The 13,781-nt window shown below is 68.0% G+C and carries 10 protein-coding genes and 3 pseudogenes; 6 read left to right on the top strand and 7 right to left on the bottom strand.

Annotated elements, in window-relative coordinates; all coding sequences use genetic code 11:
• The first annotated feature begins 240 nt into the window (after nt 1-240).
• Nucleotides 241-888 carry an SMI1/KNR4 family protein gene (locus IE313_RS13050; RefSeq protein ID WP_189931469.1) on the top strand — a complete coding sequence of 216 codons (648 nt, stop codon included), beginning with the start codon at nt 241-243 and terminating at the stop codon, nt 886-888.
• A gap of 300 nt (nt 889-1,188) precedes the next feature.
• On the opposite strand, the gene IE313_RS13045 is transcribed toward IE313_RS13050, so the two are convergent.
• Entirely contained in the window at nt 1,189-2,130 is a 942-nt protein-coding gene (locus IE313_RS13045) for an RICIN domain-containing protein (RefSeq protein WP_189931467.1), read from the bottom strand.
• 512 nt (nt 2,131-2,642) lie between these two features.
• Here IE313_RS13045 and IE313_RS13040 point away from each other — a divergent pair.
• Both IE313_RS13040 and IE313_RS36390 read left to right on the top strand, forming a co-directional pair.
• Complete coding sequence (locus IE313_RS13040) at nt 2,643-3,410, top strand: SAM-dependent methyltransferase (RefSeq protein ID WP_189931465.1); 768 nt, start codon at nt 2,643-2,645, stop codon at nt 3,408-3,410.
• Nucleotides 3,411-4,057: 647 nt separating this feature from the next.
• Nucleotides 4,058-4,204: pseudogene (locus tag IE313_RS36390) on the top strand (pyridine nucleotide-disulfide oxidoreductase); the annotation flags it as partial.
• Nucleotides 4,205-4,452: 248 nt separating this feature from the next.
• Here the strand turns inward: IE313_RS36390 and IE313_RS13035 are convergent.
• Together IE313_RS13035 and IE313_RS13030 are read right to left on the bottom strand one after the other, a co-directional pair.
• A complete protein-coding gene (locus IE313_RS13035) occupies nt 4,453-5,391 on the bottom strand; it encodes a TIGR03619 family F420-dependent LLM class oxidoreductase (RefSeq protein WP_229924589.1) in 939 nt (312 codons plus the stop codon).
• Between the two features lie 75 nt (nt 5,392-5,466).
• Nucleotides 5,467-5,963, bottom strand: a pseudogene (locus tag IE313_RS13030) (HARBI1 family protein); the annotation flags it as partial.
• 648 nt (nt 5,964-6,611) lie between these two features.
• Between IE313_RS13030 and IE313_RS13025 the strand changes: the two are divergent.
• The 3 genes and pseudogenes from IE313_RS13025 to IE313_RS13015 form a co-directional block, all read left to right on the top strand.
• Complete coding sequence (locus tag IE313_RS13025) at nt 6,612-7,547, top strand: aldo/keto reductase (protein ID WP_189931463.1); 936 nt, start codon at nt 6,612-6,614, stop codon at nt 7,545-7,547.
• 185 nt (nt 7,548-7,732) lie between these two features.
• Nucleotides 7,733-8,302 carry a TetR/AcrR family transcriptional regulator gene (locus IE313_RS13020; RefSeq protein ID WP_189931461.1) on the top strand — a complete coding sequence of 190 codons (570 nt, stop codon included), beginning with the start codon at nt 7,733-7,735 and terminating at the stop codon, nt 8,300-8,302.
• 353 nt (nt 8,303-8,655) lie between these two features.
• Nucleotides 8,656-8,802, top strand: a pseudogene (locus IE313_RS13015) (IS5/IS1182 family transposase); the annotation flags it as partial.
• Between the two features lie 408 nt (nt 8,803-9,210).
• Here IE313_RS13015 and IE313_RS13010 read toward each other — a convergent pair.
• From IE313_RS13010 to IE313_RS12995, 4 genes are all read right to left on the bottom strand, one after another.
• Nucleotides 9,211-10,098 carry an MBL fold metallo-hydrolase gene (locus tag IE313_RS13010; protein WP_229924588.1) on the bottom strand — a complete coding sequence of 296 codons (888 nt, stop codon included), beginning with the start codon at nt 10,096-10,098 and terminating at the stop codon, nt 9,211-9,213.
• A gap of 155 nt (nt 10,099-10,253) precedes the next feature.
• Nucleotides 10,254-11,378 (bottom strand): oxidoreductase, encoded by a 1,125-nt coding sequence (locus tag IE313_RS13005; protein ID WP_229924587.1) that lies wholly within the window; start codon nt 11,376-11,378, stop codon nt 10,254-10,256.
• A gap of 234 nt (nt 11,379-11,612) precedes the next feature.
• A complete protein-coding gene (locus IE313_RS13000) occupies nt 11,613-12,566 on the bottom strand; it encodes an AraC family transcriptional regulator (protein WP_189931457.1) in 954 nt (317 codons plus the stop codon).
• A gap of 297 nt (nt 12,567-12,863) precedes the next feature.
• Nucleotides 12,864-13,595, bottom strand: a complete 732-nt coding sequence (locus IE313_RS12995; RefSeq protein ID WP_229924586.1) for an alpha/beta fold hydrolase — start codon at nt 13,593-13,595, stop codon at nt 12,864-12,866.
• Nucleotides 13,596-13,781 lie beyond the last annotated feature (186 nt).

Here is a 13,781-nt window from a genome sequence, read left to right as displayed (position 1 = left end):
GGCCGTGCAGCGGAGGTGGCCGCCGTACCCGGCGCACGCCGGGCGTGTACCGGGCCTGTGCCGGGCGTGCGTGACACTTCCCGCTGTTCGTGCGCTGGTCATCGAAGAACCGGGCGGCCATGGCGGCGACTGCGTGACGCCGTCGAGCCGGGCGCACCACCGGGCCTGCGGGGGCCCGGCGCACGGCCGGGCCGCAAGGCCGTGGCGCCCGGTGCCGACACGGTGGGGAGGGCGATCGTCATGCCTTTGGAGATGCTGGAGCGAGCACTGCCGGCACTGGCGGAACTGTCGCGGCCGCCGGCGCCGTCCCGGCCGCCGTCATCGCGGCACGGCGCCGCCCGGACGGCCCGGCGCAACCGGGCTCCGGGATCCGGACACGATCCGGCGGCGGGCCGCGCGGTCGACTGGAGGCTGATCGCGGGCGAGCTGGGCACCCGGCTGCCCGGCGACTACGTGGAACTGGTGCACCGCTACCAGGGCCTGGTGATCGACGACCGGCTCGGCATCCGGATGCCGCGGCCCGGCTGGGAGCGGTGGTACGTCGACGGGATGCGCGACTGCCTCCAGGAGCTGGAGGTCTGCTGGACGACCGGGGACTCGGGCGGCCACCTGCCCTATCCCCGGCCGCGCGGCCTCATGCCCTGGGGCGGCTCGATCGACGGCGACACCTTCTACTGGCGCACGCACCCGGACGGGCCCGAGGCGTGGACGGTCGTGGTGTGCGGCGCCGACAACGGCTGGGAGGAGGTCGAGCGCGACCTGACCGGGTACCTGGCCGGTCTGGTGCTCGGCGAGCTGGAACCCTGCGGCGCGCTGTCGCCGGACTTCCCCGGGTCCGCGCCGTCGGTCACGGTGGACGACGGCCGGCGGCATCCGACCTGGGACTGAGCCGCCTGGCGGCGGGCCCCACGCCGACCCCTGATCGGGTGGGGGCCGCCGGTGGCAGCGGCCGGGACCGCGGCCCCTGGCCCGACCGGAGTCATGGACGGCGGGCAGGGCCCGAGCGGGGAGGGTGGGGCCGCCGGTGCTCGTGACGGCGCTGGAGCGGTTGTGGTGCAGGTCGAGGCGGGGGTGAGGTTCGGCTCGCGGATGCGGCGTCTGTCGTCGTTGCACGGCTCCGGCCCCGGCCCCGGCTCCGGCTCCGGCTCCGGACGGCTGTCGTGCCGTCTGTTCGCCGTTGCGGCCGGGTCAGAGGCTTGGGTAGAGCCAGGCCTGGTTCTTCCCGCCGAGGCAGTCCCACTGTTGGAGGTAGGTTCCCTCGGGCGGTACGTCGAGAGCCGGATTGTGCGCGTCGAGGCACTTCTCGCTGTGCATGGCGCGGATCTGCCAGCGGTCGTCGTCGCGCCGCTGCAAGTACCAGGTCTGGGAGGGATGCCAGTTGCAGGCACCACTGAGGACCCGGTCCCCGTTGCCCGTGCGACCGCCTGCCACACTCAGGCACAGCCCGGTTTGGATGTTCATGATCTGAAAAGCGTTCTGATAGGCGGCTGCGTTGCCCCGCCGTACGAAACGGAACCTCTTGATGTCCTCGTAGCCCCGCTTCTGGACGGTCGCCGACCTCCGGTGCAGGGGGCGGCCGGGTTGTGCCTCGATGACCAGGTCGTCGCGGCCCGAGTAGGCGCTCCTGATCGCGGCGACCTCATCGGGGCGCACGAACGGGCTGGTGTCATATCGTCCAGGGGTCTTGCTGTTGGTGGCTTCCCAGTTGCGCGATGCCTCGATGTTCTCCCTGATCTTGGCCTCGCGGACCTGGGGGGCGACACAGGTGTGGTCGTCGGGAGTTGCCTCGCGCCACACGAAGTTCGGCCGGCAGGTATCCGGGCCGTAGGTACGATCCTGGGGATCCCGGTGCTGCTCGCCTTCCTGCGTCTGTATCCGGGTGAACCGCCTGACGTCGGGGTTGACGCAGACGTGGTCCTGAGGGGTTGCCTCGCGCCACACCAGGCCCGGCCTACAGGTGTCGGGTCCGTACGGGAGCGGGGCCGACGCAGTAGGCTCGCCCTGCAAGCCGACGACAGGGCTGGTCAGGATCAGGAGTCCTGCGGCGATGAACGCGGGGTACCTGCGGTAGGCCGAGTACCGGACGCGGGTGGTACGGCGGGTGCGGTCGGGCCGCAGTTGAGCGAGCATGGCCACCTCCAACGGGCACGGAAGCTTCCGGAGCCGTTCATGTCTCCCGATTCTTCGTGTGTGCGCGCACGGTGCCCATTCAGGCGCGTCCGATCGGGTGCTTCTGGGCGCGTCCGGTCACGGGCTCCGGAAGGGGCTTCCCGCGCTGGGCCCCCCACCCGTCATCCCCCCGCTCCTTCCTGAGTGCTGGGATGCCGGCGAGACCGCCGCGTTGAGTCGTGGGCCGCAGCGCCGCTGCTGGCCGGCCGGGGGAGCGGGCACGGACCTGGTCCCGGTACGTGCCTCGGACCGGCTTCCACCGGATGCAGGTGATGGGCCCGTCGTCCGGTCACATCGCGGCCGCGGACGCCGGGAGCGTCTGTCGCCCCTGCTTCCCGGATATCTGCCTGTGGCAGACTTCCTCCAAGGCAGCGGCCCACGGAACCGGTCATGGAGTCTGCTCCCTCCCGAGGCTGCACTGCGCCTGCTCCCGCCGCTGCCCCGCCCCCCACGCTCTTCACCGGAGTCACCCGATGAGCCCGAACTCCCAGGTCGACACCAGCAGGCCACACCCGGCACGCGTCTACGACTACCTGCTCGGCGGCAAGGACCACTACGAGGTCGACAGCGAACTCGGGGAACGGATACCCGGCCTGTATCGCGACGCGGCGCGCGTGAACCGTGCGTTCATGCACCGCGCCGTCGCCTGGGTCGCCCGGGACGGCGTCGACCAGTACCTCGACATCGGCACCGGGATCCCCACCGAGCCCAACCTCCACCAGGTCGTACAGGAGATCAACCCGGCGTCCCGGATCCTGTACGCGGACAACGACCCCCTCGTCCTGCGCCACGCGCAGGTGCTGCTCATCAGCGCGCCGCAGGGGGCCACCGACTACATCCAGGCCGACGCCCGCGAGCCGGAGCGGATCCTCGAACACGCCAGGAAATTCCTGGACTTCGACCGGCCGATCGCCCTCTCGCTGGTCGCGCTGCTGCATTTCGTCCTCGACGAGCAGGACCCCTACGGCATCGTCCGTACCCTCGTCGAGGCCCTGCCCACGGGCAGCTACCTGGTGTTGTCGCACGGCAGCATGGACTTCTTCCCGGAGGAGCGCGAGAACAACACCTACGCGAGCAGCGTCCCCTCGCGCTTCCGTTCCCGCGCGGAGGTGGAGCGGTTCTTCGACGGCCTGGACCTCGTGGACCCGGGCCTCGTCACGGCTCCGGAGTGGTACAAGGACACCCCCGCGCCCGAGTACGAGGTCAGCGCCATCTACTCGGGCGTCGCACGCGTCAGGTGAAGCGGCATGCCTCAGGGGCACCCGACGTGACATGCCGCCGGAGCACGGCCCCTGTCCGGCCGGCCACGGCAACAGGGGGCGTCCCTGACTGCTCGGTGACGATGCAGTTGCGGGTGGGAACCTGGGTGCCGTCACGATCAAAAGCGTACGGACCGCCCCCACGAAGTGGACCGCACGCCGTGACAGCGGGCCGTGACCCGCGACGGACCGGCCGCTGAGGACTCTCGGCCTGCAATCGGTGCCGGCCGTCCAGTGCCCGTCCTGACCCCCTGCTGACCCCCTGCGGATATGCCCTGACAGTGAACGCGCCTACACGGTCGGCCAGGACACGTGTGGTGTTGCCAGGGATGACCATCCGGGTGGTGCCGAGAGGTGGGCGACGTCCTGAAAGGCTCGCTGATCGATGTGCGGTGCCTGCTGTAGCGGATCATTCCGATCCCACCTGGGAGCCTGCCGCGTCGCCGGGCCTCGCCGGACGGCGGCCCCGGCGATCCGCCGGCCGAGGGCCACCGCTCCGTGACCGGGACGGCCCGGCCCGGCCGGCCACGCCTGGCGCGGCAGGCGACTGACCGAGTAGTGGAACTCTCAGGCAGGAAGGTGGGACGGTCGGTCTATTTGTACCAGTGGTCGCCTCGGAGACTCGGTGCATGGAGATCACCACAGAGCTCACCGCGGACGTCCTGGTCATGGGCTTTCGCAAGGGTGGCAAGACCGCTGCTCGTGTGCTCGCCGATGCCGGGCGGCGCGTGGTCATGGTCGAGCGGTCCGAGAACATGTATGGCGGAACCTGCCCCAACGTCGACTGCGTTCCCACCAAGATGCTCGTCCATTATGCGAACGCAAAGCGACTTGAGGATTGTCGCGCAGGAGTTCTTCGCTCGTTCCATTGCCGGCGTCCGCGCGTTGACCAGCGCCTTCCGCGCCGGCAACTTCGAGGCGTTGAACGGAAGGGTCCATCTGACCTAGGCCAAGTCCGACCTCCGATGTGGTGTCTGACGCACTGGCGAGGCCGCGGAAGTCACCAAGCAGCCCAGCGGGCATCTCATTCGCCTCCAACCAGTGCCAGGACCGCGGCGACTAGCTCCAGCGCGGCGTCGATGTCCGGGAGGGATGTCGACTCGACCATGAAATGGTTGATACGGGTACGATCTGCAATAGACTCGATGGCATCGGCGACCTGACCCAAGGGCGTTCCCTGGACGATGTTGACGCGCATGATCGTGTTGATGTCCGACGGGTCCCTGTCGGCCTCGGTGGCGAATCCGTCGATCAGTGCACGCTGGGCGAGCATCATGTCGGTGTCCACGAAGGCCGGCACGCTGCACATCGGCAGCCAGCCGTCGGCGCGACGGCCGATGCGTCTCAGCGCGCGTTCAGACAACCCGCCGATGTAGATCGGCGGACGGGGCCGTTGCACCGGCTTCAGCGGAGCGTGCTGGAGCGGGAGTTCGATGTGTTCACCGTGGTACTCGGCCGGGTCCTGTGTCCATAGCAGCTCCAGTGCGTCAAGCAGCTCATCCATCCGAGCGCCGCGCTTCGAGAAGTCCAGGTTCGCCCCCTCGTACTCCTCCGCAGACCAGCCGACACCGAAGCCCGGAATCAGACGTCCGCCGCTGATCAAGTCGATGGTGGTCAGGGACCGAGCCAGATGTACGGGCGGGTAAACCGGTGCGATCAGTACGTGCGAACCCAGACGGACGGATTCGGTGGCGGCGGCCGCGACTCCGAGCACGACGAATGGATCCGCAGCGGTCCTGTACTCAACAGGAATGGCGTTGCCCCGGCCGCCGGCACCGCTCTTGGGATGGACGGCGGCGAAGTTACGATCCCCCACCCACAGGCTTGCCGCGCCGGCCCTCTCGGCCTCATGGGCGAATTCGGCCGTCCGGGCGACCTGGTGAGCCAGGTTGTGCAGATAGGGAAGCACAAAACCGATTTCCACAAGAACCTCTTGTCCAGGTGTTCCATCAGGGAATGCCACGTCCGGCTCCGGGGGGACCGTAACAGCACCTGCCGGCGAAGATGTGTAATGCGGCCAGTGGCTCACTGAGCGTTTTCAGCGTTGCCTCTCCAGGGTGAGGACGGCTTTGGCGATGACGGTCATGCGGTGGGGCTGATGCGGGATCTGCAAAAGATCTGCCAGGACTTCAGTCGTGCCATGCCTCGTTCGACGGGTGCCCGGGCCGCGGACAGGGCCCGGTTCCGGGTTCGCTCGGTGAGGGTGAGTTCGCCGCGTGGTGGGCGGCGTTTGGGGGTGGTGACCCAGTCGCCGGCGCCGATGTAGGCCATGTCGGCGAGGACCGGGACGCCCTGGCGTTCGCAGATCCGGAGGATCTTGTGGGTGCGGGCGGCCGTCAGATCGTGGGTCCTGCCCGGCAGCGCGGGCGAGAGCCACAGAATCTGTCCGGCCGGGTCGGTGACGACCTGCACGCTGACCCCGTGCCGCTTGTGCTTCGTGGAGTAGTCGGCCCTGCCGTCGCCGACGCGGTCACATTCTGCGAAGGTGCCGTCCAGGAGGACGAAGTCCGGATCGTGCTCGCGCAGCGTCCGATGGGCATCGTGACCCACTCGACCAGGGCGTGGGGCAGGTCGAGTGCGGCAGGGTACGGAACCAACAGGGCTCCCGTGTTGCTGAGTTGAGGCGTTGAAACACCTCCCTCAACGGCCCGGTAGCCCTGTCCGTTGCGCACCCCGACGCCCACATCGCGCCGTTACCCGATCAGTGGTCACCCTTAAAACGCTCAGTAACTGTCCTATCAGTGGGCGGGCCAGCCAGAGGCCACCGGCACGGCCGGGGATCGGGATCGGGCACCCCCACCGAAGCCGGAGGGACGGCGCTGTGCACGAGGCTGTTCTCGAGCGGGAGGCGGCGGAGCGGCAAGCACTGCTGGTCGAACTGGAGGAGTAGGAGGCCCGCCCCGTTCGGCCGCTGACGGGTTGCCGCCCGGACCGGCTCGCTCCGGCCGGCTCGTCCACCCGGCTCCGGCGCCGGTCCTTCGCCCCGGTGTCCCGGCTCCGTCCCGGCTCGCCTTCCCGGCCCGCTCGCCCGCCACCGTCCCCCGGCGGCGAGAGCGCCCGGATCCACCCGTCCGGCCATCGGCGACGGCCCGCACCCGCTTGAAATGGAATCCAACTCTCACTAATGTGAGAGTTGGCCTCCATTTCGGCTAGGTCACTCCTCGCGCTCCCCCGGAAGGCACCATGAGCACCGACACTCCGGCCACCCGCCCGACGCCCGGCACGGTCACCCTCGGCGGCGACCTCACGTTCGGCAGCATCGGCTACGGCGCCATGCAGCTGACCGGCCCGAAGTTCTGGGGCCCCTACCCCGACCACGCCAAGGGCGTCGCCCTGCTGCGGGAGGTCGTCGCCCAGGGCGTGACGTTCCTCGACACCGCCGACGTCTACGGGCCCCACTCCAACGAGGAACTCGTCCGCGAGGCCCTGCACCCCTATCCGGACGACCTCGTGATCGCCACCAAGGGCGGCTTCGTGAGCGGCGGCCCCGGATTCACCGAAATGGGGGCCGTCGGGAACCGGGCCTACTTGCGCCAGGCCGCCCGCATGAGCCTGCGCCGCCTCGGCCTGGACCGCATCGACCTGTACTACCTGCACACCCCGTCCATGACCGACGTCCCCTTCGAGGAGGCCGTCGAGACCCTCGCGGGCCTGCGCGAGGAGGGCGTGATCCGCCACATCGGCCTGTCCAACGTCAGCGCCGCCCAGTTGCGCACCGCGCTCACCCTCACCGACATCGCCGCGGTCACCGTCCCGTACAACCTCGCCATCCGCCTCGGTGGGCCCGTGCGCCGCGTCGCCGAGGAGCACGGCATCGTCTTCTCCCCGTGGCGCCCGACCGCCATCCCCACCGGGGAGGCGGGCGACGCGATCCGCGCCGCCGTCGAGCCGATCGCGCACCGGCACGGGGCGACCGTCCAGCAGATCGCGCTGGCCTGGCAGCTCCACCGCACCACGAACGCCCTGCCCATCCCCGGCACCACCGACCCCGCGCACCTGCGGGAGAACCTCGCCGCCGCGCACGTCCGCCTCACGCAGGACGAGGTGGCCGCCCTCACCGCGCTGGCCCCGGAACCGACCGACGAGACGCTCGCCGTCCCCGTGCCGGGCCGGAGCTGACCGGCGCCCGGCCGGGGGAGACGCAGCTCAGGGGGCGCGCCCGCGGTGCCCGCCTATAGTGGAGACCGGCTTGCCCTCGGTCTGCCCCCGCCGGCCACCTACCGCGCCGCGGCAGGAGGCCGGCGGGGGCAAGGCCGAGGGGGCGTCGACGGCAGCACTCCACGACAGGCGGGGACCGAGCGGGCATGGTCACATCAGTGAGCGACCTCCTGGCCGCGCGCCGACCGCACCGCACGGACGCGGCCAGGAACTTCGACGCGATCCTCGCCGCGGCCCGCGACCTGTTCGCCACGCTCGGCACCCAGGTCACGCTCGCGGACGTCGCCAAGCGGGCCGGCGTGGGTGCGGCGACGCTCTACCGGCACTTCCCGACCCGCGAGGACCTCGCCGAAGCCGTCTACGTCTCCGAGGTGGACGAGTTGTGCCGCTACGGCGACGAGTTCGCCGCCACCCGCGAGCCGGGGGAGGCCCTGGCCGAGTGGATTCGCCGCTTCGTCACCTACATGGCGACCAAGCGCGACCTGCTGGCCGCCCTGGACCGCTCCTCGGGCGCCTTCCTCGCCTGCAAGTACGCGCTGTTCGCCTCCGGCGGGCGCCTGCTGACCGCCGCCCAGGAGGCCGGCGCCGCCCGCGACGACGTCGACATCGACGACGTCATGCGCTTCGTCATCGGCGTCACCAACTCGCCCTTCGGCTCCGACGCCCAGCGTGACCGCATCCTGCGGCTGGCCGTCGATGCCGTGCGGCGGCCGTAACGCGCGCCCCCTCGCGGCTCCCTGCACGAAGCCCTTCCGCGGACCCCACGTCGTGGACGGCTCCGCGGGCCCCCTCGCGGGTCCCCACCCTGAGACCGCCCAAGGAGCTCCTTTCTGGACGACCCCGCGCGCCTCCGACCTGCGGACGGGCGCCCGGACCTCCCGGCCGGGCCGCACAATTGATCACCGGCGCCCTACGGCCGCGATCACAGCGGCGGACGCCTGTGCGACCTGACCGGCCTGCCGGAAGAAAGTCGGATCCTCGTGGTCCTTAATCAGGGAGCCGGACGCAATACTGCCGTCGGCGTTCACTACGCCCAGCATGAGCGCGTGCCCTCCTGACCGCGGCCCGGAACCGGGCCCTGGCCGCAGGCCAGGCACCTGTCGAACGAGGCATGGCACGACTGAAGTCCTGGCAGATCTTGCGCAGATCCCGCACCATCCCCAACCGCAGGACCGTCATCGCCAAAGCCGTCCTCACCCTGGAGAGGCAACGCTGAAAACGCTCACTGTAACGAGTGGAACGGTGGAATACTGATTCCTGGCCCGGGGGTTCTGGCGGCGTCGTCGGAGGGAAGGACGACCTTGAGAACCGGCGGGGAGCCGCCGCGCCTGATCACGGGAGCGCTCCTGGGAAACCGGCCGTGTCTCTCCTGACATCCGGTGAGTCCTCACGACTGATCCACCAGCCTGCCCCGCTCAGACGTCAGCCCGGCACTGGTGAGCATCCGGTCGGTGCTGCGGCGCGGCGGTACGGCCGACCGCGCCGTCGCCGATCCGCAGGCTGACCACCGCCCGCCAGGCGCCATGGTGTCATCGCCCGTTCAAGGACAGCTATTTTTCGGTTACGAAATCATTCTGGCCGGTTCGCGGAGATGCATCGGAAATGTCGCGGAATGCAGTGCGGCTCACTTCGTGTTCAGTACGGCGGGAATATTCACCTGGAAGTGGATGAATTCATACATGCTGTAGTCGCTGTACTCCTTCATCGCGAGCGCCTCGTTGACCTGGTCGGTCGGCAGTTCCCTACTCCGGACATCCCTTGCCAGGCCGCACAGCTTCTCAATGTAAGAGATCGAGTGAATGATGTCGGCGCGACGCATGGTCCTGCCGTGACCAGGCACGATCAGAGTGTCATCATCGACGATGTCGTACAGGCGGCGGTAGGTGATGAGCGCTTCTTCGGCTCGCCCGTCCAACAGCCACGGGAATGCCGGAGGCGGTGCCTGCAGCATGTTTCCCACGAAGAGGATGTTGTCCTCGCGCATGCGAACGATCAGGTCGCCGTCCGTTTGGCAGAAACCGATGTGTTCGATGTCCACATGTTTGCCTCCCAGGTCCAGGGAGCATGAGCTGGAGACTGTGATGTCCGCCGAGCGGGCTACCGCCTCCTCGATTCCGGCATTTGTGCCGAGCAAGTCGATCATGAAGGCCCGATCCTTTTCGAAGCGCTCATCGATAACGCGCTTGGTCGCCGTATGATGAATGATCACCGTCTGCGAAGGAAAGGCGAAATTCCCAAAGCAGTGATCGCCGTGGTAACTGGTGTTCACCAGGAATCGAATGGGTAGTGGGGTTACTTTGCGCACTTCGCCCATTACTTGGGACGCCAAGCGGCCGTTGGTCAGTGATTCAATCACCAACACGCCCGAACTGCCGACTACAAAGCCGGCGTTGGTCGCCGTGTGGTCTGTTTCGTCGACGTCTGTTGCCATGACTGCGTGGACCCCGTCACCGAGCTCGACGGCGCGCATCTGTACATGTGCAAGTTCGAAGGGCCTGTTCTTCTGCTGCATGATCTGCATCTCCGTTATGGATAGGTCTGCTGTCGGCTCGGTGGAATTTGTATCCGCCTGCCGGCGGCGAGTGCTTCAGCCACTTCCGGGTGGGCCGCACGACCGTCGGGAAGTACTCGTTCGAGTCCCATTTGCGTTCCGCCCCGGTGTTTATGTCATAGCTCCAGTTCCCAGTCCTTGATAGTGGCGAGTGGACGGAACGTGTCGGGGTGCGGCTCGCCGGCGATCTCCAACCCATCGCGTACGCGTCGGGGCCAGTCACGCTGGGCCAGAGCACCCTTGCCGATCGCGACGAGGTCGCCGGCTCTGGATTCCAGTACGGACCGGGCAGCCCTCGGGTCCCCCAGGTGGCCGTTCACGATCACCGGAAGCCCACTGAACCTCTTCGCAAGGCTTGCCAGTGTCGCGGTGCTGTTCGTGAACGCGGGTTGGAGGGCCCGGTACTCGGTGGTGTGCACGAAGTGCGCACCGGTACGGGCCAACGTGGTGAAGATCGCCTCGGCGTCCTCCTCGCCGCCGGCCCATCGGTGGTCATAGTCGCCGACCTTCGACTGGGAGATGCGAATACCGACCACGATCTCCGAACCCACGGCCTGGAGCACCTCGTCCAGGACCTCGGCGGCGAGACGCACCCGATTCTCGACGGTGCCGCCGTAGGCGTCCTCCCGGTGGTTGAGGTAGTCGGTGAGGAACTGATCGATGAGGTAGCCGTTGGCGCCGTGCAGCTCGACCCCGTCGAAACCCGCGGCCAGGGCATTGCGGGCTGCTTCCGCGAAGCCGCGACGAATGTCCCTGATCTGATGTGCATCCAAGGGTCTGGGGGTGGGGTAGGGGCCGGCACCCCGGTAGAAGGCGATCTGATTGCCGCGTGGAGCCACGGACGACGGGCCGACCGATTCATCGCGGTAGCGGTTCCCCTGTGACTGTGCGCCCGCATGCATGAGCTGGGCGAATACGGCGCTCTTCTCGGCGTGCACCGACTCCACCACCGGTCGCCATGCCCTGGCGTGTTCTGGTGTCGCAAGCCCGGGCTGATGCAGGTACCCCTGGCTGTACTCGGTGTCCGGATAGATGCCCTCAGTAATGATCAACCCGAATCCGCCCCGTGCGAAGCCCGCGTAGTAACGGGTGTTTAGATCGGTCACGAGGCCGGTCTCGGTGGCACTTATGCGCGTCATGGGAGACAGCGCGGTCCGGTTTCTCAGTCTGACAGCGCCAATGTCGAAGGGGGTGAACAGCAAATCTTCAGTGCCGGTGTGCTGCCCGTTCAGTTGTTCCACGGCTGTCTCCCCGAGTTCCGTTCGTGCAAGAGGCTGGGTGGCCACCTGAGTGGCACCCGGGTGCGTGGCGAAGCATGAGCCGGGAGGCAACGTTCATCCCTGCTGCTGTGGGAAACCCATCCCGACGGCTACTCGTTTTGCTGGCCTGCCCTGCCATACCGGTGCGGGGGCCGTGTGGTGAGCCCTCGTCCGGGTGGGCTTCCACGTCCTGGAGCGGGTCAGCCGGCACCATCGTCATCTGACCTGTTCTCCCCTCGACTTGCCCTCTGTCCGACCTGATGCCTGATCACGTCGGAACCGGGCCGGCGACGTTCCTGTCTCGGTTCGAAACGCACGGGAGAAGGCGGACTCGGACTGGTAGCCGACCCCGCGGGCGATTGTGGCGACCGTCGCATCAGTGGTGCCGAGCAGGTCGGCCGCGGCCATCAGCCGGGCCCTGGTCAGGAACCCACCGACGGTCATCCCCGTCTCCTGGGTGAAGTGCCGTAGGAACGCCGAACGTGACATTGCCGCCACACGGCTGAGCCGGTCGATCGTCCAGTTCTGTCCCGGGTCGTTCAGCATCTCTTCGACGGCTCGGGAGACGCGGCCGCCGGCCGCCGCCGCCCACAACGTGGACTTGACGGACTTGCCCTGCACGGTTCGCAGCACCATGGCCAGAAGGACCGTGGACAGCGCCGAGAGGATCACCGCTGTGCCTTCGCCTTCACGCCGCGCCTCGCTGCGCATGAGGTCACCAAGCATCCGCAGTACCTCGTCGCTGTGATCTGATTGTCCGAAGCGGACGTGCACCAGTTCCGGCAGGCTCCGCAGAAGCAGTCGGCCGGCGCCCGTGCGGAACGAGTAGTGACCGCAGAACATGTCGATCACCGTCGTTCCACCGCCTTGGCTGCGTGTGGTCACGAAGACGTCGCCGGGAGTTTCGACCGTACCGCGCGGTCTGACGTTCCCCCGGGTGGTCAGGCGGTGGGGAATACCGCTTGGGATCAGCACGACATCTCCGGGGTGCAGATCGAGCAGGCTGGTGCCGACCTCCAGCGTGCACTCGCCTTCCAGCAGTACATGGAAGGGCACTTGAGTCTCGCGGAACCGGGGCACGTCGAGACGGGTGGCCTCACCCAGCAGGAAGTGGCCGTCAAGGCTGGCCACGAGCCCTGCCATGTGCAACAGACGACTCACTGAATCCATGACTCACCTCTTCGCTCCTCGTATGCCGGCAGAGGAGATGCCTTCTTCAATCTCACGTCCTCCTGCGGGCCGATGGGCCGCCGGCCCGTTGTCCCGTTCCGGCAGTCGCCCCAGTCTCTGGAACGGTGCCGCGGCGGTCGCCTTCAACGGTTGCGGTCGGCTTGGGCCGTCCATGGCGCCGGTTACCGCGTCGCCGCGCAGCATGGTCGTCGCGGGGGAGGGATAAGGGAGAAGCGAGGAGATATTCCCTGACCCTGGAAGGGTATGTCGTACGAACCGCCGTTCAGCAGACTCCCGTCAGTGCATGGTTGCGCGGGCCGCTTGTTCGATGACGTTGGTCACGACGTCCGGGTGAGAGACGGTGACGGCGTGGGATGAGTCCACCTCGGTGACACGGGAGTGGGCACGATCTGCCTCAAATCTCTGTTCGGCGAGAGGGATGGCGAGATCCTGGGTGGTGATGATTTGCCAGACCGGCTTGTTCGTCCATGCGGCGGAGGTCAGCGTCTCGCTCAGGGCTGTCATGTCGATGGGGCGTTGGGTGGCTTCCATCAGGGCAGCCTCGTTCGCGGACACATCGGCGGCCACCTGGCTGTGGAACTTGCCGGCCTGGTAGAAGAGGTTCGTCCCGCTGGTTCCGTCGGGCAGGGTGTAGGGGACCTGCTCGACGGACGAGAGGAACGAGCTACCGGGGAAGCGCTTGATCAACTGGATGCAGCTCTCGCCCGCCGCGGGCATTACCGCGGCCGCGTAGACCAGGCCCTCGACCTTCGGGTCGTCCGCGCCGGCCTCAGTGATGACCGCTCCGCCGTAGGAGTGGGCCACCAGGATCACAGGGCCCTTGATTCTGTCCACCACGCTGCGCAGGTAAGCGGCGTCGACTGCCACGCCCCGCAGCGGGTTGCCGGCGGCGACAACCGGGTAGCCGTCGCGCTGGAGCCGCTGGATGACTCCGTTCCAGATCGACCCGTCCTCGAAAGACCCGTGTTCGAGCACGATAGTGGGCTTGGGTGATGAGGGGTTCATCATGGTCCTTCTCGAAGGGGAAGCATAAGAAGGCGAATTCGCTTACGTGCTCGACAGGCGAAATGGCAGCACGTCATCCGGTATCGCACAACACTTCTTGTATGCGCTCGGCGTCGAGTGCGGGTTGCGACGAGGGATGATTGCGCCGAGAAACCCTCCAGCCTTCAGGTGGAACCGCATCTCGGTGTC

Origin of the sequence: Streptomyces sulfonofaciens (genome assembly GCF_014656295.1) — a bacterium.
GTDB classification, from domain to species: Bacteria; Actinomycetota; Actinomycetes; order Streptomycetales; family Streptomycetaceae; genus Streptomyces; species Streptomyces sulfonofaciens.
Note: the sequence above shows the minus strand (reverse complement) of the source record. Positions and strands in the feature narration are given on the sequence as shown.

Bases quoted from the DNA above. Each gene is read 5' to 3' on its own strand.
- IE313_RS13040 (WP_189931465.1), top strand. From the start codon at position 2,643: ATGAGCCCGAACTCCCAGGTCGACACCAGCAGGCCACACCCGGCACGC.
- IE313_RS13050 (WP_189931469.1), top strand. From the start codon at position 241: ATGCCTTTGGAGATGCTGGAGCGAGCACTGCCGGCACTGGCGGAACTG.
- IE313_RS13010 (WP_229924588.1), bottom strand. From the start codon at position 10,098: ATGCAGCAGAAGAACAGGCCCTTCGAACTTGCACATGTACAGATGCGC.
- IE313_RS13025 (WP_189931463.1), top strand. From the start codon at position 6,612: ATGAGCACCGACACTCCGGCCACCCGCCCGACGCCCGGCACGGTCACC.
- IE313_RS12995 (WP_229924586.1), bottom strand. From the start codon at position 13,595: ATGATGAACCCCTCATCACCCAAGCCCACTATCGTGCTCGAACACGGG.
- IE313_RS13020 (WP_189931461.1), top strand. From the start codon at position 7,733: ATGGTCACATCAGTGAGCGACCTCCTGGCCGCGCGCCGACCGCACCGC.
- IE313_RS13045 (WP_189931467.1), bottom strand. From the start codon at position 2,130: ATGCTCGCTCAACTGCGGCCCGACCGCACCCGCCGTACCACCCGCGTC.
- IE313_RS13000 (WP_189931457.1), bottom strand. From the start codon at position 12,566: ATGGATTCAGTGAGTCGTCTGTTGCACATGGCAGGGCTCGTGGCCAGC.